General features: G+C 72.5%; 17 protein-coding genes. 9 read left to right on the top strand and 8 right to left on the bottom strand.

What is annotated here, in order from left to right; translation table 11 throughout:
- Positions 1-45: 45 nt before the first annotated feature.
- The gene (locus Asi02nite_RS20465) at positions 46-3,675 is read left to right on the top strand and encodes an SCO7613 C-terminal domain-containing membrane protein (protein WP_203715228.1); all 3,630 of its coding nucleotides are present in this window, start codon (positions 46-48) and stop codon (positions 3,673-3,675) included.
- An 83-nt stretch (positions 3,676-3,758) separates the two neighbouring features.
- Positions 3,759-4,760 carry a fatty acid desaturase family protein gene (locus tag Asi02nite_RS20460; protein ID WP_203715227.1) on the top strand — a complete coding sequence of 334 codons (1,002 nt, stop codon included), beginning with the start codon at positions 3,759-3,761 and terminating at the stop codon, positions 4,758-4,760.
- A 64-nt stretch (positions 4,761-4,824) separates the two neighbouring features.
- On the opposite strand, the gene Asi02nite_RS20455 is transcribed toward Asi02nite_RS20460, so the two are convergent.
- The gene (locus tag Asi02nite_RS20455; protein ID WP_203715226.1) at positions 4,825-5,595 is read right to left on the bottom strand and encodes a hypothetical protein; all 771 of its coding nucleotides are present in this window, start codon (positions 5,593-5,595) and stop codon (positions 4,825-4,827) included.
- Positions 5,596-5,926: 331 nt separating this feature from the next.
- On the bottom strand, positions 5,927-6,682 hold the full coding sequence (locus tag Asi02nite_RS20450) for a hypothetical protein (RefSeq protein WP_203715225.1): 756 nt from the start codon (positions 6,680-6,682) through the stop codon (positions 5,927-5,929).
- Positions 6,683-6,773: 91 nt separating this feature from the next.
- Between Asi02nite_RS20450 and Asi02nite_RS20445 the strand changes: the two genes are divergently transcribed.
- The 3 genes from Asi02nite_RS20445 to Asi02nite_RS20435 are packed head-to-tail and all read left to right on the top strand — an operon-like array spanning position 6,774 to position 9,233.
- Positions 6,774-7,781: a cation diffusion facilitator family transporter gene (locus Asi02nite_RS20445; RefSeq protein ID WP_203715224.1), complete on the top strand. Its 1,008-nt coding sequence runs from the start codon at positions 6,774-6,776 to the stop codon at positions 7,779-7,781.
- A 52-nt stretch (positions 7,782-7,833) separates the two neighbouring features.
- On the top strand, positions 7,834-8,130 hold the full coding sequence (locus tag Asi02nite_RS20440; RefSeq protein WP_203715223.1) for a 4a-hydroxytetrahydrobiopterin dehydratase: 297 nt from the start codon (positions 7,834-7,836) through the stop codon (positions 8,128-8,130).
- Positions 8,127-9,233: an FHA domain-containing protein gene (locus Asi02nite_RS20435; protein WP_203715222.1), complete on the top strand. Its 1,107-nt coding sequence runs from the start codon at positions 8,127-8,129 to the stop codon at positions 9,231-9,233. Before Asi02nite_RS20440 ends, Asi02nite_RS20435 begins: the two co-directional genes overlap by 4 nt.
- A gap of 152 nt (positions 9,234-9,385) precedes the next feature.
- Here Asi02nite_RS20435 and rocD read toward each other — a convergent pair whose 3' ends face one another.
- The 6 genes from rocD to Asi02nite_RS20405 all read right to left on the bottom strand — a co-directional run bounded on the left by rocD (position 9,386) and on the right by Asi02nite_RS20405 (position 15,896).
- Entirely contained in the window at positions 9,386-10,597 is a 1,212-nt protein-coding gene (gene rocD, locus Asi02nite_RS20430) for an ornithine--oxo-acid transaminase (RefSeq protein ID WP_373312294.1), read from the bottom strand.
- Positions 10,597-11,445 carry a dimethylargininase gene (gene ddaH / locus Asi02nite_RS20425; protein WP_203715220.1) on the bottom strand — a complete coding sequence of 283 codons (849 nt, stop codon included), beginning with the start codon at positions 11,443-11,445 and terminating at the stop codon, positions 10,597-10,599. Before ddaH ends, rocD begins: the two co-directional genes overlap by 1 nt.
- Before the next feature lie 249 nt (positions 11,446-11,694).
- Positions 11,695-12,492 (bottom strand): thrombospondin, encoded by a 798-nt coding sequence (locus tag Asi02nite_RS20420; RefSeq protein ID WP_203715219.1) that lies wholly within the window; start codon positions 12,490-12,492, stop codon positions 11,695-11,697.
- 60 nt (positions 12,493-12,552) lie between these two features.
- Positions 12,553-13,929, bottom strand: a complete 1,377-nt coding sequence (locus tag Asi02nite_RS20415) for an FAD-dependent oxidoreductase (RefSeq protein WP_203715218.1) — start codon at positions 13,927-13,929, stop codon at positions 12,553-12,555.
- Positions 13,922-15,064 carry a carboxylate-amine ligase gene (locus Asi02nite_RS20410; protein WP_203715216.1) on the bottom strand — a complete coding sequence of 381 codons (1,143 nt, stop codon included), beginning with the start codon at positions 15,062-15,064 and terminating at the stop codon, positions 13,922-13,924. Before Asi02nite_RS20410 ends, Asi02nite_RS20415 begins: the two co-directional genes overlap by 8 nt.
- Before the next feature lie 31 nt (positions 15,065-15,095).
- Positions 15,096-15,896: a hypothetical protein gene (locus tag Asi02nite_RS20405; RefSeq protein WP_203715214.1), complete on the bottom strand. Its 801-nt coding sequence runs from the start codon at positions 15,894-15,896 to the stop codon at positions 15,096-15,098.
- A 126-nt stretch (positions 15,897-16,022) separates the two neighbouring features.
- Between Asi02nite_RS20405 and lysX the strand changes: the two genes are divergently transcribed.
- The 4 genes from lysX (at position 16,023) to Asi02nite_RS20385 (ending at position 22,382) form a co-directional block, all read left to right on the top strand.
- On the top strand, positions 16,023-19,385 hold the full coding sequence (gene lysX, locus Asi02nite_RS20400; RefSeq protein WP_239126848.1) for a bifunctional lysylphosphatidylglycerol synthetase/lysine--tRNA ligase LysX: 3,363 nt from the start codon (positions 16,023-16,025) through the stop codon (positions 19,383-19,385).
- Positions 19,382-20,083: a DUF998 domain-containing protein gene (locus Asi02nite_RS20395; protein ID WP_203715210.1), complete on the top strand. Its 702-nt coding sequence runs from the start codon at positions 19,382-19,384 to the stop codon at positions 20,081-20,083. Before lysX ends, Asi02nite_RS20395 begins: the two co-directional genes overlap by 4 nt.
- A 137-nt stretch (positions 20,084-20,220) precedes the next feature.
- A complete protein-coding gene (locus Asi02nite_RS20390; protein WP_203715208.1) occupies positions 20,221-21,657 on the top strand; it encodes an FAD-binding oxidoreductase in 1,437 nt (478 codons plus the stop codon).
- A gap of 68 nt (positions 21,658-21,725) precedes the next feature.
- Positions 21,726-22,382 (top strand): DedA family protein, encoded by a 657-nt coding sequence (locus Asi02nite_RS20385; protein WP_203715207.1) that lies wholly within the window; start codon positions 21,726-21,728, stop codon positions 22,380-22,382.
- The last annotated feature ends 13 nt before the right edge of the window (positions 22,383-22,395 follow it).

Genomic DNA, 22,395 nt, shown 5'->3' with positions numbered 1-22,395 from the left:
CGCGCACTCTGTGGAGCCTGCTCCGGGGCGAGCAGGATCCGGAGCGTGACGTATCCGTGCCCGTCCTGCCAGGCGCCCGCGACGGTGGCGACCGGTTGCTCCGGCTGCGGCCGGGGGCCCGATCCCGACGCGGCGGAGGTGCTGCGGCTCAACGGTGAGTTGGCGGCGCTTCGTGGGCCGCTCGAAGAGGCTCGGCTCGCGTACGCCGAGGTGTCGTCGCGGTATGCGGCGCTGCACCGGCGGCGGGAGGAGGTGGCGGCGCGGGTCCGCTCGTCGCGGCCCGTCTCTGTGCCTGCTCGCGCGGCTTCTCCGGCGCCCGTTCCTGCCGCGGAGACCAGTCGGCGGACCGCGCAGAACGTGCTGTTCGTGCTGGGCGGCCTGCTCGTCGGCGCGGCGGCGATCGTGTTCACCGGCGTGGCCTGGGCGACGTACGAGATCGCGGCGCGGGCCGTGATCCTGGCCGCGGTGACCACGCTGGTGCTGGCCGTGCCGCCGCTGGCCCTGTGGCGCGGGCTGCGCTCGACGGCGCAGACGTTCGCGGCGCTCGGGATGCTGTTGATCGTGCTCGACGGGTACGCGGCCTGGTACGTGGACCTGCTCGGCCTCGCCGACGTCGACGGCACCGGCTACGGGGCGGCGGTCTGCGCCGTGACGGTGGCGGCAGGCGTCGGGTACGGCCGCGTGACCGGCCTCGGCGCACCGCGGCTGGCGGCTTTCGTCGCGGCGCAACCGGTGCTGCCGCTGCTCGCGGCGTGGTGGGACGCGCCGGCCGCCGGCTGGGCACTGGCCTTCGCCGGCATCGCGGCGGCCGACCTCGCGGTGGTCCGCTTCGGCGGTTCGGGTGCGGCCCGGTTGGCGGGCTGGATCGGCTTCGGGTGCGCCCAGGTTGGCTCGGGGGTGTGCGCGCTCGGAGCGCTGCTGTTCGACGAGCGGACGCCGGACCTGCTGATCGGCCTGCCGGTGCTGCTGGTGGCGGCGCTGCTGGCGGCGGGAGCGGTCGGCGGCGTGCGCTGGCTGGGCGTCGCGGGCGCGGCCACGGTGCCGCCGGCGGTGGCGGTGGCGGTGCTCGCGCCCGTGGCGTCGCGGCACGGTTCGCTGCTGCTGATCGCGGCCGGCGGCACGGTGCTGGCGATCGCGTTGGTGGCGCTGCGGGTGCGGGTCGCCCGGTTGGGCGCGCTGCTCACGGCCGCGGCTTTCCTGCTGGCGCCCGGTGTGCTGGCGCTGGGCATCGGGATCGCGACCATGACGGCTTCACAGCCGGCGTTCCGGGCGGTCGGCGTCGCGGCCGGCGACCTGCCGCTGGACTGGCAACTGCCGGCGGGTCTGGTGTTGGGCACGTGCGCGGTCGCCCTGCTGGTGCCGCGACGGGCCGTGACCGCGGCCATCGCGGCGGGCGGCGTGCTGACGGTGCTGGCGCTGCCGACCTGGCTGCCGCTGCCGTGGTGGGCGTTGTCCACGATGGACCTGGCCGTGGCTCTTCTGCTGTTGCTGGCACTCCGCCCGGCCCTGGCGCCGACGGTGGCGGCCGCGGCCCTGGCCGGCCACGGCGTGCTGGTCGGCCTGGCCCGCCCGTGGTCGACGGCAGCGGTGTTCGGTGCGTTGGCGTTGCTCGGCGCGGCGGCGGTGCTGCGATCGGTGCGCGGCGCCGCGTGGTGGTGGGCGGCGGGCATCGCGGCGGTGCCGGCGGCGGTCGCGGCCACGGTCTACGCGGCGGGGGCGGGCGGTGCGTGGCCGGCCCGCGCGGGCTTGGCCGCCGTCGCGATCCCACTGGCCGCGACGCTGGTTCGGGTTCGGAACATCCCCGGGTACGCGTCCGCTGGCGCCGTAGCGGTCTGCGCGGCCCTGGCGGGCGTCTGGCCGGAACTGTCCGCCGTGGACGAGCCGGCAGGCGTCTACCCGGCAGCGGCGCTGCTGGTGCTCGCGCTAGCGGCACCGGTCCAGTCAGCGCGGCCGGCCCGGTTGACCCTCGCCGCGGCTGCGGTGCCGGTCGGCGCCCGCACCCTGTACGCGGCGTTGCCCGCGCTGGGCGCGGTGGTGGTGGCGCCTTACCGGTGGTTGGGCGAGGCCTGGACCGGCGCGCCGTCGGGCACCGGCCTGTCTCCGTCCGGCGGAGTCGAGATAGCCGCGGGCCCGGCCGCGGCGGTGCTGATCCTGGCGTTGGTCGCCCTGACCTTGACCCGCCGCCCCACCGCCCTCACCACAATCGGTGGCGCGCTTCGCTCGGGTCTGGCCGAGAAGACCAGCTCAGATGGCGTTCCACCGGCAGCGCAAACCTCTGAGGGTGCGCGTGCAGGGGTGGCCGATTCGGCCGAGGGGGACGAATCGGGCAGGGGCCGGCGAGCGACGGAGTCCGGCCCTGACGGATGTATGCAGGCGGGCCACGCCGATCCGGCCGAGGGGGACGGATCGGACGGTGCGGTGGGGCTGGCGTTGGCTGGGCCGGATCTGGGCGGCCCGCCGGGGGTGCCGGAGTCCGCGACCGGCGGGAGCGTTGGGCAGGGGCAGGGGGATCGCCTGGAAGGCAGGTCGTGGGGGCGGCGGGCGTTCGGGGATCGGGCTCCCTATGCCGGCGTCGCTGTCCTCGCCGCCGCCTTTCTTGCCGCGGGTGGGGTGCTTGCTGTGCTGGTGACCCTCGGCGTGCCGTGGCCCGTCGTGCCCGCCGTCACGCTTGCCGCCGGCATCGGCTTCGCCCTCGTCGGCGCCTTGCGGTCCGTCGGTGGTGCGGCCGCTGTGCCGGCGGTGCTGTTGATCGGGGCCGGGACCGCCGGCCTGCTGCCGACCGAAGCTGCCACCCTCGTGGCGCTCGGGGTGCTGATCGTGAGCGGTGCCGTCGTCGGGGCGGTCGGCGCGACGGCAGGGACCCGGGTCACCGGGTGGCTGGCGACCGTCGCCGCCGGGATCGGCTTCGCCGTTTCCGCCGTGCTGGCCGTCGATCTTCCTGTCGGGCGGGCCGCTTTCCCCGTGCTGGGCGTCGGCGCCCTCGCGTTGGCTCTCGGTTATCTCCTGCGCCGTCGGCGGCCGGGGCTCGAAGGGCGGGCCGTCGACGCGGTCGGGCATGTCACCGTGCTCCCCGCCCTCCTGCTCGCGGCCGATGATCCGCGGCTCGCGGCCGCCGTCGCTACCGCCTGGGGGGCCGTGCTCGCTGTGAGGGCCGTGCTGCCCGGCACCGGCGCCCGGCGGTGGCTCGCGTTCGGGGCCGCCGGCAGTGAGCTGCTCGCCTGGTGGCTGCTGCTGGCCACCTGGGAGGTCGCCTTGCGCGAGGCGTACACCCTGCCTGCTGCCGGGTTGGCCCTGGTGATCGGTTATGTCGCCCTGCGGCGTGATCCGCGGCTGGGGAGTTGGCTCGCGCTCGGTCCCGGGTTGGCGGCCGCGCTGCTGCCCAGTCTCGCGTCCGTGGTCGTCGGCGGTGGGCAGGTCGAGCGGCGCCTGCTGCTCGGTGCCGGCGCAGTCGTGATCGTGCTGGTGGGCGCCCATCGCCGCTGGCAGGCGCCCGTCGTCGCCGGCGGGGGCACGCTCGTCGCGCTCGTCGTCCACGAGGTGGCGGTGGGGGATCGGCTGCCGCGCTGGGCGTACCTCGCTGCTGGGGGTCTGGTGTTGATCTCTGTGGCCGTGACCTATGAACGGCGTATTCGTGACCTACGGCGGGTTCGCGGGGCTTTATCCAGAATGACGTGATCACGATGGTAGGGCTGGCACCACCAGGTGTTCGGGGGATCACGGGCTTCAGCGCGGCGCGCGCGGCCGGGACGCTGGTGGGCATGACTGTGATCGCCCAGGAACGACGCGGAAGTGACTTCGCCCAGCTCTCCCGCGAGATCGCGGCGGCCGGCCTGATGCGGAGACGACCAGGCCGGTACGCGCTGACGATCGGGCTGACCGGCCTGCTGTTCGCCGGTTCCTGGGCAGCCTTCGTGCTGGTGGGCAACTCGTGGTGGACGCTCGCGATCGCCGCCCTGCTCGCCGTCGCGACGACGCAGGTCGCGTTCCTCGGGCACGACGCCGGGCACAAGCAGATGTTCCGCGGCCGGCGGGCCAGCGAGATCGCCGGGCTGACCGCCGGCAACCTGGCGACCGGGCTCAGCTTCGGCTGGTGGATCGACAAGCACAACCGGCACCACGCCAACCCGAACCACGAGGACCACGACCCCGACGTCGGCGAGGGCGTGCTGGTCTGGACGGAGAAGCAGGCGGCGAAGCGTACCGGCTTCGGTCGTTGGATGGCCCGCAACCAGGCCAAGCTGTTCTTCCCGCTGCTCACCCTCGAAGGGCTCAACCTGCACGTGTCGAGCATCAAGGCGCTCTTCGACGTGCCGATGCGGCACAAGCGGGCCGAGGCGCTGCTGCTGGTCCTGCACACCGTCGGCTACCTGAGCCTCGTCTTCGCAGTGCTGCCGTTCGGCAAGGCGATCGCGTTCATGGCCGTGCACCAGGCGCTCTGGGGCGTCTACATGGGACTCTCGTTCGCGCCGAATCACAAGGGCATGCCGGTGCTGACCGCGGAGGACGAGCTCGACTTCCTGCGCAAGCAGGTGCTCACCTCGCGTGACGTGCTCGGCGGCCGGTGGGTCGACGTCGCCCTCGGCGGGCTGAACTACCAGGTCGAGCACCACCTGTTCCCGAGCATGCCGCGGGCCAACCTGCGCCGGGCGGCGCCGATCGTGCGGGCGTACTGCGCCGAGCGGGGCATCCCGTACCACTGGGCCGGGTTGATCGACTCGTACCGGCAGGCGCTGCGTTACATGGACAGCGTCGCGCGGTGAGAACGGCCCGTACCCCCGTCGGAGCAGGGGCGCCGGCGGGGGTACGGGAGGGGGGAGGAATGTCCTACTTGGCGCCGAGGGCCTGGAGCAGCGACTCGGGTGCCTCGACCACCTGGGCGGCCGGCGGCGCGGCGACGGTGACCGGCGCGCCGAAGTCCGAGTACGTGGTGGTCATCGTGCCGAGGTTGGGGTCGATCGCGCTCAGGTCGATCGTCAGCTTGCTCAGCCGGTCCTGGTCGTCGACGGTCGCGGTGAACGGCACGGCGTTGCCCTTGCCGCCGAGCACGTCGACCGAGACGCCGCTGCCGGAGACCTTGGCCAGGTCGATGGTGCCGGCGTAGCTGCCGTCGCCCGACTTGGTCACGTCGGCCATCCGCTCGACGAACTTGCCGGCGCCGGCCGCGTCACCGTCGGGCAGCGCGTCGAAGCTCGTGCCGGCCAGCCGGGCGCCGTCGATGTGCAGCCACTTGCCCGGCTCGACACCCGGCACGCCGGTCGCCTGCAGCCACGCGTCCTCGCCGATCGACCGCAGGTCGATGGTCGAGTTGTTGCCGATCTTCAGGGTCATCGTGGCCTTGTCGGACCGCGGGTCGAGGTTGCCGGTGCTGTTGACGCTGCTCGACTCGAGGGTGACCTTGACCGTGTCGTCGTTGAGCTTCTGGGCTGCGGCGGTCAGTTCCGCGGTCGCCGCGCTGGGGGCCGAGGGCTCGGCGGAGCCGCCGGCCGAAGGGGTGGTGGAGGGGGACGCGCCCGGTGCGGTCGTGGTGCCGCAACCGGCGAGCCCGATGCAAAGGGCGGCGAACACGCCGAGCCCGGAGGTCGCTAGTCGTCGCATGCGGGCAAACGTGCCCGATCCGCCCCAACAACAAACGTCGATCAAGCGCCAAAGACCGATCCGCCGGGGTACGCGCGCCGCGGCGCGACGACCTGGCCGGACGGCCCGCACTGACGTCGACAGGCGCGCCGAGACCGAAATATACGAAATAGCCGGATGGTGCAGACCGCACGGGCTCGCATGGCCGCGCCGCGGCCCGCGTTGCCGTCAGGCGTGCGCGGTGGCGCGGACCCGCGGTGGTGTGCGGCCTGCACCGAAGCCGGCGGCCCGTGCGGCGGTGCCGGATCCGACGTGCCGTTGCCCGCCGGACCCGGGCGTTATCGTCCCGCGGTCAGCTGCCTGTCATCAGCTTGATCAGTTCGTCGGAGGCCGGGACCGTTTCGGCGGCCGGCGGTGCCTTGACGTTGACCGCTGTGCCGAAGTCGGAATAGGTCGTCGTCGTCTTGCCCAGGCTCGCGTCGACCGAGGTCATGTCGATCTCGGTCGAGGAGAGCCGTCCCTCGTCGTCGACCGTGGCGGTGAACGGCAGCGCGCGGACCTTGTCGCCCATCGCCGCCACGGTCTTGTTGGGGCTCGTCTTCGTCAGGTCGATCGTGCCGCTGAACCGGCCCGGGCCGTCCTTGCTGATGTCGGACAAGGCGTTGACCAGGCGATTGGCGCCCGACGGGTCGTCGGCCGGGAAGACGTCCAACGGCGTGCCGGCCAGGCGCGAACCGTCGAGCTTCAGCCACTTGCGGCCCTCGCTGCCGGGCAGGCCTTCGGCCCGGACGTAGGCGTCGCTGCCGACCGCGCGGACCTCCATCTCGACCGAGCGCCCCGCCGCCGAAACCTGCATCCGCATGTCGCCGAGCCGGCGGCCGGCGTCGAGGGCGCCGGTGCTGGTCGTGCCCGGTGACTTCTGGCTGATCTTCATCGTCGTCCCGTCGAGTTTCCGCACGGCGGCGGCGAGTTCGGCGCGCGGGTCAGCGGGCGCGGCCGCGCTGGTGGTGGCCGGCGCGCCGACCACGGGCGCCGCGGCATCACCGCACCCCGTCATCGCCAGCACGACCGCCAGACCAAGCCCCGTGACACATCGTCGTATCCACATGCGTAACAGCTAAGCGGGACCGCCCGACCCGCCGACGGACAGATTGGCGGCCACGAGTTATTTGGTGGGCCGACCGGGCGATGATGAGCGCATGCCGCACCACGACCACCCGCACCGCGGCCGGTGGCACCGGTTGCGGCACGCCCTGCGCCCGCACTCGCACGACACCGCCGACCAGGTCGACCGGGAGCTCGAAGGCAGTCGGGCCGGGATCCGCGCCGTCTGGGTGAGCCTCGCCGTGCTGGCCGTCACGGCGGCGCTGCAGGCCGTCGTCGTCGCCTGGTCCGGCTCGGTCGCGCTGCTCGGCGACACGCTGCACAACGTGGCCGACGCGCTCACCGCCGTGCCCCTGTTCATCGCGTTCGTGGTCGGGCGGCGACCGCCGAACCGGCGCTACACCTACGGGTACGGGCGGGCCGAGGACCTGGCCGGCATCGTGATCGTGCTGTTCATCGCCGCGTCCGCGGTGGTCGCGGCCGTCGAGGCGATCCGCCGGCTGCTGAACCCCGCCGACGTCGACCACCTGCCCGCCGTCGCGGTGGCCGGCGTGCTCGGCTTCCTCGGCAACGAGGTGGTCGCCCGGTACCGGATCACGGTCGGCCGGCGGATCGGCTCGGCCGCGCTGGTCGCCGACGGGCTGCACGCGCGTACCGACGGCTTCACCTCGCTCGGTGTGCTGGTGGGCGCCGGCGGCCTGGCACTCGGCTGGCGCTGGGCCGACCCCGTCGTCGGCCTGCTGATCACCGCCGCGATCCTGGTCGTGCTGGCCGGCGCCGCCAAGCAGGTGTACCGGCGACTGATGGACGCGGTCGACCCCGCCCTGCTGGACACCGTCGAGCGAACCTTGCGCGAGACGGCCGGCGTGCTCGACATCGGTACGGCGCGGCTGCGCTGGATCGGCCACCGGCTGCGGGCCGAGTGCGAGATCGTGGTCGACGCGCGACTGGACGTGGTCGCCGCCCACGACATCGCGGTGGCGGCGGAACATCGGCTGCTGCACGCCGTACCCCGGCTGGGGTCGGCCCTGGTGCACGCGGACCCGATGGCGCACGACGGCGCCGACCACCACGCGGTCGTGGCGCACCACCACCGCCCGTGAGCTGCTCGTAACGGGCATTGCGCCCACGCGCTCGGGCGGTAGGGTCTGGTGCGTGGCAGAGGTGTTGAGCGCCGACGACCTCCGGACGGCGCTGGCCGGACTCGACGGTTGGGCGGGTGACCCCACGGGGATCAGCCGCGACGCGGAGCTGGCCAGCTTTCCCGCCGCGATCGCGGTGGTCGACCGCGTCGCCGAGGTCGCCGAGCGGCTCGACCACCACCCCGACATCGACATCCGCTGGCGGCGGCTGCGGTTCACCCTGAGCACCCACTCGGCCGGCGGTGTGACCGGCAAGGACGTGGACCTGGCCGGCCGCATCGACACGATCATCAGGGAAGCGCTCAGATGAGATTCGAAATCAGCAGGGTGCTGGACGCGATCGAGGGACGGCTCTGCCTCGACCCCGCGCTGGCCCGTGCGGTGATCGACCTGGCCGAGGTGAGCCGGTTCGTCGACCTCGACGGCGGCCGCCCGGCGACCCTGCTCCGCCTCGGCATCGCGCTCGACGCGCTGGGCCGCCAGCTCGAGGAGGAGAACGTCCCGGTCTACGTGATCGCGCCGCGCGCGCTGATCTCCGAGGCCGACCTGACCTCCAACGAGCGCATGGTGGTGCGCCGCTGGGCCGACGACGGCCGCATCGAGGTGCTGCACCACCCCGGCGACCGGATCCTCGAGGTCGCCGAGCTGCTCGGCCTGCCGGTGCTGAGCCGCAACAGGTTCGACGGCGCGCGGCAGCGCTACGGCTGGCTGGCCCAGCCGGGCCGGCTGCTCGCCCCGGTCTCGGGCCCCGGCGGCCCGACCCTGATCGCCCGCGTCGGCGGCGGCGCCCAGCCCGGCCACGCCGATCCGTCACCCGTCGGCATGAAGCTGCTGTCCCGCCTGTGGCGCTGCCCGGAGCCGGGTTGCTCGGCCTACGGCGCGAAGCCGGCCGGTCGCCCCGGGGGCCAGCCGCCACCGACGCTGCGTACGGGCGCGCCGACCTGCCCGCGCCACGAGCAGCGCCTCGGCGACGGCGGCCCGCGCCCACGGGTCGAGGTCATGTCGGCCCGCGTCGGCGGCGTGGTCCGCCAACGCTTCGTGGTCGCGGCCGACCAGCCGGTGATGGTGGGCCGCGCGCCCGACCGCGGCGTGATGCTCGGCCAGTGGCTGACCGACGAGGCCAGGCGCTGGATCAGCCGCAACCACGTGCGGATCGAGCTGCACGGGCCGGACCTGGTCGCGCAGGACGTCAGCACCAACGGCACGGGCCTGCGCCCCGGCGGCTCGATCGACGACGAGAACCGCATCACGCTCAAGTCGCAGGCCCGCGCACTCGGCATGGGCGACGTGCTCGAGCTCTACCCAGGCGTCCAGGTGGCCAGGTCGCGGACGTGGAGCACGGGTGGCGTCGTCAACCCGAGCTCGGTCATGGCGGAAGCCCCGACCACGACGATGCGCGCCCTCGACAGATAAGCATCGCTTTCCCGGGTCCGTCGGGGGCGCGACCGTCGCTCCCGCCGGACACCGGGCCGGGCCCCAGGGGGCCCGTCCCTGCCAGGTCCGCGTCCCACAAACCGATCGCACCGCCAACCAGATACGGCTGGCGGTGCGATCGGTTCGCCGGTCTACTTCAGGATGCCGCGTAGGGCCGAGATCGCTACGTCGATGTCGTCCTTGTCGATGATCAGCGGTGGGGCCAGGCGCAGCGTGGAGCCGTGGGTGTCCTTGGCCAGTATTCCGCGTTCCGCCAGGCGCTCGCAGGCCTCGCGGCCCGTCATCAGGGCCGGGTCGACGTCGATGCCCGCCCAGAGGCCGCGGCCGCGGACCGCCAGGAGGCCCTCGCCGACCAGGGTCTGCAACTCCGCGTGCAGGTAGGCGCCCTGTTCCTTCGCCCTCGCCTGGAACTCGCCCGTCCGCAGCAACTTGACCACCTCGATGGCCACCGCGCAGGCCAGGGGGTTGCCGCCGAACGTCGAGCCGTGCTGGCCGGGCTTTATCACCCCGAGGACGTCCGCGTTCGCGGCGACCGCCGACACCGGGACGATGCCGCCGCCGAGGGCCTTGCCCAGGATGTAGACGTCGGGGACGACCGACTCGTCGTCGCAGGCGAACGTGTCGCCCGTGCGGCCGAGGCCCGACTGGATCTCGTCGGCCACGAAGAGCACGTCGCGCTCCGTGCACAGCGCGCGGACGCCCGGCAGGTAGCCCGCCGGCGGCACGACCACGCCCTGCTCACCCTGGATCGGCTCGATCAGCACCGCGACCGTGGTCTCGTCGATGGCCTCCGCCATCGCGGCCAGGTCGCCGTAGGGGACCAGGCGGAAGCCCGGCGTGTACGGGCCGAAGTCGTCGTGCGCGTCCGGGTCCGTCGAGAACGAGATGATCGTCGTCGTGCGGCCGTGGAAGTTGCCGTCGGCCACCACGATCGTCGCCTGGTCGGCGGGCACGCCCTTGACCTGGTAGCCCCACTTGCGGGACAGCTTGATCGCCGTTTCGACCGCCTCGGCGCCCGTGTTCATCGGCAGGACCTGGTCCTTGCCGCACAGCTCGGCCAGGCCGGAGCAGAAGGCCGCGAACTGGTCGTGCACGAACGCCCGGCTGGTCAGCGTGACCCGGTCGAGCTGGGCGTGCGCCGCCCCGATCAGGGCCGGGTGCCGGTGCCCGAAGTTGAGCGCCGAGTAGCCGGCCAGGAAGTCCAGGTAGCGCCGGCCGTCGATGTCGGTGACCCAGGCGCCCTCGCCCGTCGCGATCACGACCGGCAACGGGTGGTAGTTGTGCGCGGTGTGGGCCTCCGCGGCGCGGATGGCCGCGGGCGTGCGCAGCACGTCGTCGAGAATCATGAGTCGGCCCCTCCGCCCGGTCGCAGCTCGAGCGTGCAGCACTTCGGCCCGCCGCCCGCTTTGCGCAGTTCTGACATGTCTACACCGATTGTGCGGTATCCGCGCTCCCGCAGCGCCGCTGTCAACCCGGATGCCTGCACCGGCAGCACCACGGTCGACCCGTCACTGACCGCGTTGAGCCCGAGCACCTCCGCGTCGGCCACCGAGGCGATCACCGCGTCCGGGAACAGCCGTCGCAGCACCGCCTGCGACCCGGGCGAGAACGCCTCGGGCAGGTAAGCGATCTTCGCGGGGCCCACGCCGTCGGAACCCGACAGCACGCACAGCGCCGTGTCGAGGTGGTAGAAGCGCGGATCCACGAGTTGCAGCGTGATCACCGGCCGGCCGAGCACCTCCTGGGCCCGGGCGTGCGCCGCGTGCGTCGTGCGGAAACCCGTGCCGGCGAGCATGACGTCGCCGGCCAGCATCAGGTCGCCTTCGCCCTCGTTGACGAACTTCGCCTCGTGTACGGCGTAGCCGGCGCGCTCGAACCAGGACCGGTAGGCCGGCCCCTCGTCGGCCCGCTCGGGATCGCGGAACTGGACCGCCAGCACGGTGCCGTCGACCACGGTCGCGCCGTTGGCGGCGAACACCATGTCGGGCAGGCCCGGCAGCGGCTCGATCTCCTCGACCTCGTGCCCGAGCGACACGAACGTCTCGCGCAGCCGGGTCCACTGGGAGATCGCCAGCTCCGTGTCGTACGGCGCGGTCGGGTCCATCCACGGGTTGATCTTGTAGCTGACGGCGAAGTGCGTAGGCCGGCACATGAGGTACCGCCGACGAGCGCCGACCACGTTCAACGTCATGCCGCAACGCTAAGTGCGCAGGTCGGACGGGGGCCATGGGAAACGGTTGCGTCCTGTGGAAGATCGTTGCGTGATCCGGGCCGGCTACCCCGCATTCGTTGTGCGGGACGAGGCCGGCAAAGCGCCCAGAACAGCTTTATGGGGGGCAGCGCACGCGCTGCCCCCCAAGCAACCAGGGGTTCGGTGAACCACTTCACCCAGGTTTCGCCGGAACGGTTGTCCGTGCCGCTCCGAGATCAGTAATGCCCCTCAGAAGCGGTCCACAAACTGTGAGTCAAGCCACTCACGCAGCCGCTCGACCCAGTCGGCGTCGGTGGTCGGCCAGGTGAAGCTGCCGGTGAAGGCGAGCACGCCGATCACCACGGCGGCGCCACCGATCAGCAGGCCGAGCGTCGCGTCGAGCTTGCCGGCCACGTGCCGCTTGCGGGTCGCGGGGAAGGCGGCGACGGCGAGCAGGAACCCGATCGCGCCGACCGCGATGCCGTAGCCGGCGAGCGCGCCGCTGAGCACCAGGAACGCGCCGGCGACGCCGAGGATCAGGCTGAGGGTCGCCATGACGCTGGTCCGCGGCCGCGGCCCGACCGGCACGTCGGGGGTCGGCTCGGGGCGGGCGTCCTCGTCGGTGACAGGCTCGGTCGGCCGCGTGTCGTCGGTCAGGTCGGTCCCGGCCAGTCGCCGCTCGGCTGGGGTGGGCGCGTTCGGCCCGGCGGTCGAGCCGGCATACGGCGCGGCCGAGCCGGCTGGCGGCGCGCTCGGCCCAGCGGTCGAGCCAGCGGTCCGGTCCGCGGGCGGCGCGCTCGGGCTCACCGGAGCGACCGGCGTCGCGCGCCCGGTCGGCGGCTCAGCCGCCCGCGTCCGGTCACGATCGGCCCAGCGCCCGAACAACGTCGCGCGCTCGGCACCATCGGCCCGGACCGGACCGTCGGCACGATCGTCGACAGGGCGGTCGGTGGTCCGCTCCCGGACCACGGTCTCATCGTTCGCGGTGCGGTTATCGTCCACATCGGCGCTGCGCTCGCGCCGGGCGAACGACGGAATCTTGACCACAGCACACCTCCAGTAGGGCTACGCCGACAGGCATTACCCGAAGTGGCCGAGATCCATGCCTCAAAGCACGCCGAGCGCCTCGACCGCCTTCCGGGCGGCGATCAACACCGGGTCCCAGACCGGCGCGTACGGCGGCGCGTAGCCGAGGTCGAGCCCCACCATGTCCTCGACGGTCATGCCGTTCCAGAGCGCGACCGCGAGCGGGTCGATCCGCTTGGCCGCCTCGGACCGGCCGACGATCTGCGCCCCGAGCAACCGCCCGGTGCCCCGCTCCGCCAGCAGCTTGATCGTCATGAAGTCGGCGCCGGGGAAGTAGCCGGCCCGGTTCGTCGACTCCACCGTGGCGGTGACGAACGCGTAGCCGGCCGCGTCGGCCTCGACGGAGAGCAGCCCGGTGCGGGCCACCTCGAGATCGCAGACCCGGGTCACGGCGGTGCCGATGACGCCCGGGAACGTCGCGTACCCGCCGCCGATGTTGATGCCCGCGACCCGGCCCTGCTTGTTGGCGTGGGTGCCGAGCGGGATGTGCACCGGCTGCCCGGTGACCCGGTGCACCGACTCGACGCAGTCGCCGACGGCCCAGACACCGGGTGCCCCGATGACCCGCATCCGCAGGTCGACCCGGATGCCGCCGGTCGGGCCCAGCGGCAGGCCGGCGTCCCGGGCCAGCGCCGTGTTGGGCCGGATGCCCAGGCCGAGCACCACGATGTCGGCCGGGATCGTCCCGTCGTCGGTGCGCACGGCGGTGACGACCCCGTCGCGGTGGTCGAGGCCCGTCACCGCGAGACCCGTACGCACGTCGATGCCGAGGGTCCGCAGCTTGTCGGTGACGAGCGCGCCCATGTCGGGGTCCACGGTCGACATCGGCTGCGGCCCGCGCTCGACCAGCGTCGCCGTCAGCCCGCGGTTGACCATCGCCTCGGCCATCTCGACGCCGATGTAGCCGCCGCCGACCACCACCGCGTGCCGGGGCTTCGGGTCGCGCAGCAGCCACGCGTGCAGCGCGTCGCCGTCATCCAGGGTCTGCACCCCGAACACCCCGCTGACGCCCTCCTTCGCCCAGTGCGGTTGCACCGGCAGCGCGCCGATGGCGTACACGAGTTGGTCGAACGGCTCGCGGACCTCGCGCCGGCCCTCGTCGAGCGCCACCGCGACGACCTCGCGCCGGTCGAGGTCGATGTCGACCACCTCGTGCCGGGTGCGCACGTCGATCGCGTAGTCGGCGCGGAAGACCTCCGGCCGGCGGGCGATCAACTCGTCGCGCTCGTCGACCAGGCCGCCCACCCAGTACGGGATGCCGCACGCGGAGTAGGAGGTGAACCGGCCCTTCTCGAACGCCACGATCGACAGGTCGTCGGCCGTGCGGCGGCGGCGGGCCTGGGACGCGGCCGACATGCCCGCGGCGTCGCCACCGATCACCACGAGCCGCTCAGCCACGGGTCTGGACCGTGAGGTAGTCGATCACCTGGCTCATCTCTCCCGTGCGGTTGAAGACCGAGCGCTGCCGGGCCGCACCGGTGCCGTGCGTGTGCAGCCGACCCAGAAGATAACCCACCGTCTCGAGGTCGCCGTGCCGTTCGAGATGCGGGCCGACCCGCTCGAAGAGGCGCCGCATCAGCTGCCAGGCCGGGTGGGTGCCGCCGTCGAACAGGTCGCAGGCGAGGCCCTCGAGACCGTCGTGCGCGGCCCGCCAGTGCGCGGCGACCAGCAGGTGGTGGTCGATCCGCAGCGCCGGGCGGCCGGCCTCGATGTCGTCCAGGGCGGCGGAGACCAGCCCGCGGATCAGCGCCGCGATCAGGATCGTGTCGTCGATGGTCAGGCAGACGTCGCCGATCCGGATCTCGACGGTGGGCAGGTGCGACGAGAGCCGGGCGTACCAGTAGAGCATCCCCTCGTCGAGCAGCATGCCCGAGTCGATCAACTCGTCGACCAGCGTCTGGTAGTGGGCGTGCGACTCCAACCATGGGGTCGGGCCGACCGGGGGCCAGCGGTTCCAGAGCACCGAGCGCCAACTCGCGTACCCGGTGTCGCGGCCGTTGTAGAACGGCGAGTTGGCCGTCGCCGCGTGCAGGACGGGCAGCCAGGGGCGCAGGTGGTTGAGCACCTCGACGCCGATGTCGGGGCCGGGGATGCCGACGTGCACGTGCATGCCGTTGTAGCCCGGGCCGGGGGAGACGTTGCCGTACCGCTCGATCATCCGGTGGAACCGCGGGTTGTCGACGATCCGCGGGCTGCGCTCACCGTCGGGCCCGGCCGGCCCGGTGCCCACGGCGAGCAACCGGTAGCCGGCTCGCTCGGCCGCCTCCGACAGGCCGCCGCGGAGCAGGCCGAGCGAGTGGCTGAGCGCCTCGAGGTGCAGCCCCGGCGGGCTGCCGATCTCGATCTGGCTGGTCAGGAACTCGTGCTGCACCTGGCCCCGCAGGTCAGGCGGGACCTCGCCGAGGACCGCTTCGACCGCCTCGGCGGCCGCGCCGGTCTCGGGGTCGACCAGGAGGAACTCCTCCTCGACGCCGACGGTCAGCACCGAGGCGCCGGTGTCCGGCTCGGCGGATTGCTCGACCACGTTTGACATGCATCCATGGTTACCCAGCCTTCCGGTGCGGCTAATCCGGTTGTCCCGCCGACGAGGACGGCGCGTCGGGGCGCCCGGCGATCATGTTCTGCAGCCAGTCCTTGCCGGCGATCATCGGGCCGCGCAGCCGCTTCTCCCGTTGGACCGCCCGGGCCATCTTGCGTTGCGCGCGGGGCTTGTCGCGCTGGTAGCGCCAGCGCGCCCAGGGCGAGTGCGGCCGGGCCAGCCGGATCGCCCCGACCAGGATCAGGATGGGGATGAACAGCCCGATCAGGCCGGTCCAGATCTTGCCCTTGATCAGGGTGATCCCGGCGAGCAGGAAGTTGAGGACCAGGGCGGCCGTGCCGATCAGCCAGGCGGTGACCGTGGACTCGCCGGCGGCCCGGGCTTCGGTGATGTTGTCGACGCCGATCGGCCGGATCCCGACCAGCAGCAGGCCGGTGAACGCGATCGCGATGAAGACGGCGTCGATCGAGGTGCGCCCCTTCTCGGACCAGTAGACGTCGTCGAGGTGCAGGATCAGCGAGAACTCGTCGAGGACGAGCGCCGCGCCGAGGCCGAATATGCCGGCGAACACCGCGTTGGCCGCCGTGTTGTCGGTGTTGAGCGCGAAGCCGGTGACGCCGGCGATGATCATGAAGATCACCCCGAACACCACGTGGTGGATGTGGTGCCCGCCCGGCGTGACGTTGCCGGGCCACCACTTCACGTTGGCCCGGATCATCCGGACCGAGAAGCGGATGAAGGCGAACGTGACGATGAAGCCCACGAAGAAGCAGAACAGTGGCAGGCGCCCGGTTTCGACGATCCTCTGCTCGAACCAGTTGCCCATCGGCGCGCCCACCCCCTGCCGGCATTAAGTCCGTTTTACGAGAATCATTCTAGGTAGCTGCCTATGGTCGAAGTTGGGATCCGCCGCTATCCCGCGGCTCGGTTGAGGCAACGGGAGGGTCGCCCAGTGACCACGACAGTCGATGAGGTCGCCGAGACCGCCGCGGCGCGTCCGATAGCCCGCCCACGTGCCCTGCGCTGGGGCCGGTACGTACCCCGGATCTTCGGCCTGGTCATGTGGTTCGTCGCGATCGTGTCCTTCATCGCCGCGATCGGGCACATCTTCGACACGGGCGTGCAGCCCGTCCGGGAGACCATCGACGCGCTGATCATCCCGGCGCCGGCCAACATCGCGTACGCCGTCTTCCTGGCCGTGCTCGCGACCGCGACGCTGCGCCGCAAGCGGGTCGCCTGGTGGCTGCTGACCGTCTACTTCAGCCTGAGCGTGCTGGTCACCACCGTGCTGGCGATCGTGCTGTCCGCGGTGCCCGACGCCGAGCTTCTCGACGACGCCGGCAACCGGCTCTTCGACTCGACAGGCGAGCTGGCGCTGCTCTGGGGTGGCCTGGCTATCTCGGTCGTGGCGCTGGCCGCGCTGATCGTGTTCCGCGGGGAGTTCTACGCCCACGTGGCCAAGGGCAGCGTGCGCCGGGCGCTGATCGTCTTCATCGGCACGTTGGCCGTGGGCGTCGGGCTGGGGCTCAGCCTGGTCGCCGCCTTCCCCGGCAGCCTGGAGGGGACCGGCAACCAGGCCGCGTACGCGACGGAACGGGTGCTCGGCGGCGGTTTCAGCTTCGACATCACCCGGGTCGGCCAGGCGCCGGGCTGGGTCAGCTTCATCCTCGGCCTGTTCGGCGCGGCGGCGGTGTTCGCGGCCCTGGCCACGCTGCTGCGCTCGCAGCGCCGCAACGCCGAGCTGGGCGCGGGCGACGAGCGGCAGATCCGCACGCTGCTGGCCAAGTACGGCGACCGCGACTCGCTCGGCTACTTCGCCACCCGGCGGGACAAGTCGGCGATCTTCTCGCCGACCGGCAAGTCCGCCGTCACGTACCGCGTGGTCAACGGGGTGAGCCTGGCCAGCGGCGACCCGGTCGGCGACCCGGAGGCGTGGGGTCCGGCGATCGACGCGTGGCTGGCCCAGGCGCGCTACTACGCCTGGACGCCGGCGGTGATGGGGGCCAGCGAGGAGGGCGCCATCGCGTACGCCCGGACGGGTCTCAAGGTCATCCACCTCGGCGACGAGGCGATCCTGCTGACCCGCGAGTTCACGCTGGACGGCCGCGAGATGCGCCCGGTCCGGCAGGCGGTGAACCGGGTCGAGCGCGCCGGCTACACCGCCACCGTCCGCCGGCACTCCGACATCCCCGAGGAGGAGATGAAGGAGCTCTCCGCGCTGGCCACCGCCTGGCGCGACACCGAGAGCGAGCGCGGCTTCTCGATGGCGCTGGGCCGGCTGGGCGACCCGGCCGACGCCCGCTGCGTGCTCGTCGAGGCGATCGACAAGCAGAACAAGGTCAAGGCGATGATCTCGTTCAGCCCCTGGGGTACGCACGGCCTCTCGCTGGACCTGATGCGCCGCGCGCACGACGCCGAGAACGGCGCGATGGAGTTCATGGTCGCCGCGCTGATGGAGAACGCGCCCCGGCTCGGCGTCGACCAGGTCTCGCTGAACTTCGCGGTGTTCCGCGCGGTCTTCGAGGAGGGCGCCCGGATCGGCGCCGGCCCGATCCTGCGGCTCTGGCGCAAGCTGCTGCTCTTCTTCTCCCGCTGGTGGCAGCTCGAGTCGCTGTACCGGTCCAACGCGAAGTACCACCCCGTCTGGCAGCCGCGCTTCCTCTGCTTCGGCGAGCGGCGCGAGCTCGTCCGGGTCGGTGTCTCGTCGGCGATCGCCGAGGGCTTCCTGGCGCTGCCGGGCACCCCGGGCTCGCAGCTCGACGTGCTCCCGCCGGACGCGGGCGAGCGGGCCCGGGAGGCCGAGGAGATCGACGCCGCCGAGGCACCGCCGCCGCCCGGCTCGATCGACCACAAGGCGCCCGAGCAGATGCGGGTGCGGCTGGCCAAGCGGGCGCGGCTGATCGCAGGCGGGGTCGACCCGTACCCCGTGAACTATCCGCGGACCGACACCTGCGCCGAGGTGGCGGCCGCGCACCGGGATCTGGCGCCGGACAAACGCAGCGGCGACACCGTCGCCGTGACCGGGCGCGTCATGCTGATGCGCGACCACGGCGGCGTCCTGTTCGCGACGATCCGCGACTGGAGCGGCGATCTGCAGGTCATGCTCAGCGGCCGCACCGCGGTGGACGAGTTCGGCGACACGATCGACATCGGCGACCACCTCGGCGTGACGGGCGAGGTGGTCACCACCCGCAGCGGGGAGCTGACCGTCGCCGCGACGTCGTGGCAGCTCAACGCGAAGTGCCTGCGGCCGCTGCCGGACAAGCACCGCGGCCTGGCCGACCCGGAGGCCCGGGTCCGGCAGCGCTATCTCGACCTGGTGACGAACCGGCGCGCGCGGGACCTGCTGCGGGCGCGGAGCAACGCCATCTTCGCGCTGCGCGAGTCGCTGGTCGGGCGGCGCTACCTCGAGGTCGAGACGCCGATCCTGCAACGGATCCACGGCGGCGCGAACGCCAAGCCGTTCACCACCCACATCAACGCGTACGACCTGAAGCTGTATCTGCGCATCGCCCCTGAGCTGTATCTCAAGCGGCTCGCCGTCGGTGGTGTCGAGCGGGTCTTCGAGCTGGGCCGGACCTTCCGGAACGAGGGCGCGGACTACAGCCACAACCCGGAGTTCACGGTGCTGGAGGCCTACCAGGCCTACGCCGACTACGACACGATGCTGCGGCTGACCCGGGAGCTGATCCAGGAGGCGGCGATCGCGGCGTACGGGCGGGCGGTGGCGCGGCGGCCGGGCACCGACGAGGAGGTCGACATCTCCGGCGACTGGCCGGTGCGCACGGTCAACGAGGCGGTGTCGACCGCGCTGGGCGAGGTCGTCGACGCCGACACCGACGTCGCCACGCTGCGCCGCTACTGCGACAAGGCGGAGATCGCGTACGACCCGAAGTGGAACCGCGGCGCCGTGCTGCTGGAGCTCTACGAGCACCTGGTCGAGTCGAAGACCGATCTGCCGACGTTCTACAAGGACTTCCCGACCGAGGTGTCGCCGCTGACCCGGCAGCACCGGCACGACGGGCGGCTGGCCGAGCGGTGGGACCTTGTCGGCTTCGGCTTCGAGCTGGGCACGGCGTACTCGGAGTTGATCGACCCGGTCGAGCAGCGGCGCCGGCTCACGGAGCAGTCGCTGCTGGCCGCGGGCGGCGACCCGGAGGCGATGGAGCTGGACGAGGACTTCCTGTCGGCCTTGGAGTACGCGATGCCGCCGACCGGTGGCCTCGGGATCGGCGTCGACCGCGTCGTGATGCTGCTGACCGGCCGCTCGATCCGCGAGACCCTGCCGTTCCCGCTGGTCCGCGCGGCTTCGTGAGACCGCCTCGCTGGCCCGCGGTCGCGTTCGGCGCGTCGGCCGTGCTCTACAGCTCCTGGCTGCTCGGGCCGTGGCTCAACCCGCGGCTCGGCCTCGCCCACGGGCTGGCCAGCGACCTGGCGGCGACGGACCAGCCCTATCACCACCTGTTCCGGGCCGCGGACCTGGCGGCGGGGTCGCTGGCCCTGCTCGGATCGGGCCGGATGTTGTTGAGCGGCCGGGGGTCGCGACGGTTGTTGAGCGGCCGGCGGTCGCGGCGGTCGCGCTGGCACCGGTTGGGCCGGGCGGAGCGCGCGGCGTGGCTGGGTGCGGGCGTGTTCGCGGTGGCCACGATCTTCGACGCCAGCCTGACGGCGCTGTCGTGTGCTCCCTCGATCGACCCCGGGTGCCCCGAGCTGTCCGGCGACCTGGTCGACGTGGCCCTGGACCCGCACACGTTGACCTCGGTGTTCGCGGCGCTGGGCGGGATCGCGTCGATCGTGTCGTTCTGGCTGTCGGCCCGCCCCGGCAGCGCGGACCGCACCTGGACGGCCGGGCTGAGCGTCGGCAGCGTCGTGGTCAACGCCGGGTTGCTGGTGGAGCTGATCCGCGAGGGGCGCCACGAGGGTCTCTGGCAACGGGCGGAGCTGGCGAATCTGGCCGCTTGGTTGGTCTATGCGGCTTTCCGTAGCCTCCAGCCCCCGCGGCGCTCCGCTTGAGGCTTTGCTCTGCACCCAGATACGCACCACCGGTCCTGACCTGCGGTGCGTATATGGGTGCAGAGCAAAGTGCCGCGAACCCTGCCCCGGAGCCCGGGCGTTATGCGTAAAATATTCGCGTTCGGGGGTGAGCCGCGATGTCGATCAGCGCGACGACCGTCCAGGGCGGTCTGACCAACCTGTCCGACGAGATCATCGACGAGTTGCGGGGGCGGGTGTCCTGCCCGGTGCTGGCGCCCGAAGACGCCGGTTTCGGTGAGGTCCGCGAGGTGTTCAACGCCATGCACCCCGGCGACCCGGCGCTGGTCGTGAGCTGCTCCGGCACCGCCGACGTGCTCGACGCCGTCGGCTTCGCGCGGGAGCACGGGCTGGCGCTGTCGGTGCGCGGCGGCGGGCACTCGATCGCGGGACTGTCCGCGTCGGACAGTTGCATGCTGATCGACCTGGCGCCGATGCACGCCGTGCACGTCGACCCCGCGGCCAAACTGGCCCGGGTGCAGGGCGGCGCGGTCTGGGCCGACGTCGACCGCGAGACCCAGGCGTTCGGGCTGGCCGCGCCCGGTGGCGTCGTCTCCGACACCGGCGTCGCCGGCCTCACGCTCGGCGGCGGCTACGGCTGGCTGCGCCGGAAGTACGGGCTGTCCTGCGACCATCTCGTCGCCGCCGAGGTGATCGGCGCGGACGGGCAGGTGACGGTCGCGTCGGAGGCCGAGAACACGGATCTGCTCTGGGCGCTGCGCGGCGGCGGGGGCAACTTCGGGGTGGTCACCTGGTTCACGTTCGCGCTCGAGGAGGTCGGGCCGACGGTGGCGTTCACCGGGGTGTTCTATCCCGTCGAGGAGGCGGCGCAGGTGCTGCGCGGCTGGCGCAACTACGTCGCGGTCGCGCCCGACGAGGTGACCGCCACCTTCCTCACGGTCACGATGCCGCCCGACCCGACACTGCCCCCGGTGCTGCACAACCGGGCGTGCGCGCTGGTCGGCGGCGTCTACTCGGGTGACGCGGCGGCGGGCATGGACATCCTCCGGCCGCTGCGCGAACTCGGCACGCCGCTGATGGACATGTCGGCGCCGACGCCGTACGTGGAGGTGCAGTCCGGTTTCGACGCGTTCTTCCCGCGGAACACGCTGCAGGCGTACTGGAAATCGCGGTATCTCTCCTCGCTCAGCGACGAGGCGATCGAGTTCGTGGCCGCGCGGGCGAAGTCCCGGCCGAGTCCGGTCACGCTGGTCAACGTGTTCAGCATGGGCGGGGCGATCGCCGCCGTGCCGCCGGACGCGACCGCGTTCGCCCAGCGTTCGTCGCCGTTCCTGCTCTCGATCGACGGCAACTGGACCGACGCGCGGGACAACGACGCCAACATCGCGTGGGTACGCGAGACGTTCCGCGAGTCGGCGGCCTACGGCGACGACGGGGTCTATCTCAACTTCACCGGGCGCTCCGACGAGCCGCCGTCGGTGGCCGTGGACAGCGCGTTCGGGGCCAACCTGGCCCGGCTCGCCGAGATCAAGGCGAAGTACGACCCGACCAACATGTTCCGCTCGAACAACAACATCACGCCGGCCGGCGGCTGATCATCAGCATGTGTCCAGGTTTCTCGGGTAGGAATTCCCAAACCCCCCGACCTGAGGAGTTCTGAGGCATGGCGCTGGCGGCGGAAGGCGATCCCCGCGATCTTGGTGGGCTGACCGGATGGGTGGCCGGGGTGATCGACTCCCTGGGCACCGTCGGTGTCGGCCTGCTGGTCGCCCTGGAGAACCTCGTCCCGCCCATCCCCAGCGAGATCGTGCTGACGCTGGGCGGGTTCCTGGCCAACCAGGGCCGGATGAGCCTGCCCCTGGTGATCCTCGCGGCGACCGTCGGCTCGGTGGTCGGCGCGCTGGTGTTGTACTGGCTGGGCCGGGGGCTGGGCGAGGACCGGCTCAAGCGCTGGCTCGACCGCCTGCCGCTGGTCGACACCGACGACCTGGAGAAGGCCGACAAGTGGTTCGAGCGGCACGCCGACGTTTCCGTCCTGTTCGGGCGGTGCGTGCCGATCGTCCGCAGCCTGGTGTCCATCCCGGCCGGCGCCAACGAGATGCCGGTCGGGCGCTTCGTGCTGTTCACGACGATCGGCAGCGGCATCTGGAACTCGCTGTTCGTCGGCCTCGGCTACGCGGCGGGCTCGCAGTGGCAGAAGATCGACCAGTACTCGTCCTGGCTCGACTACGGGCTCTACGCGCTCATCGCGGTCGCGATCGGGCTGTGGGTGCGCAAGAAGATCCGCAAGCGCCGGCGGGCACACGCCATGCACCGCTGACTCGTACGCTTGC

Origin of the sequence: Asanoa siamensis (assembly GCF_016862555.1) — a bacterium.
Lineage (GTDB): Bacteria > Actinomycetota > Actinomycetes > Mycobacteriales > Micromonosporaceae > Asanoa > Asanoa siamensis.
The sequence above is the reverse complement of the archived record's forward strand: the minus strand, read 5'-3'. Positions and strand labels throughout refer to the sequence as shown.

Bases quoted from the DNA above. Each gene is read 5' to 3' on its own strand.
- Asi02nite_RS20455 (WP_203715226.1), bottom strand. From the start codon at position 5,595: ATGCGACGACTAGCGACCTCCGGGCTCGGCGTGTTCGCCGCCCTTTGC.
- Asi02nite_RS20460 (WP_203715227.1), top strand. From the start codon at position 3,759: ATGACTGTGATCGCCCAGGAACGACGCGGAAGTGACTTCGCCCAGCTC.
- Asi02nite_RS20435 (WP_203715222.1), top strand. From the start codon at position 8,127: ATGAGATTCGAAATCAGCAGGGTGCTGGACGCGATCGAGGGACGGCTC.
- Asi02nite_RS20410 (WP_203715216.1), bottom strand. From the start codon at position 15,064: ATGTCAAACGTGGTCGAGCAATCCGCCGAGCCGGACACCGGCGCCTCG.
- Asi02nite_RS20385 (WP_203715207.1), top strand. From the start codon at position 21,726: ATGGCGCTGGCGGCGGAAGGCGATCCCCGCGATCTTGGTGGGCTGACC.
- Asi02nite_RS20450 (WP_203715225.1), bottom strand. From the start codon at position 6,682: ATGTGGATACGACGATGTGTCACGGGGCTTGGTCTGGCGGTCGTGCTG.
- Asi02nite_RS20405 (WP_203715214.1), bottom strand. From the start codon at position 15,896: ATGGGCAACTGGTTCGAGCAGAGGATCGTCGAAACCGGGCGCCTGCCA.
- Asi02nite_RS20445 (WP_203715224.1), top strand. From the start codon at position 6,774: ATGCCGCACCACGACCACCCGCACCGCGGCCGGTGGCACCGGTTGCGG.
- Asi02nite_RS20390 (WP_203715208.1), top strand. From the start codon at position 20,221: ATGTCGATCAGCGCGACGACCGTCCAGGGCGGTCTGACCAACCTGTCC.
- ddaH (WP_203715220.1), bottom strand. From the start codon at position 11,445: ATGACGTTGAACGTGGTCGGCGCTCGTCGGCGGTACCTCATGTGCCGG.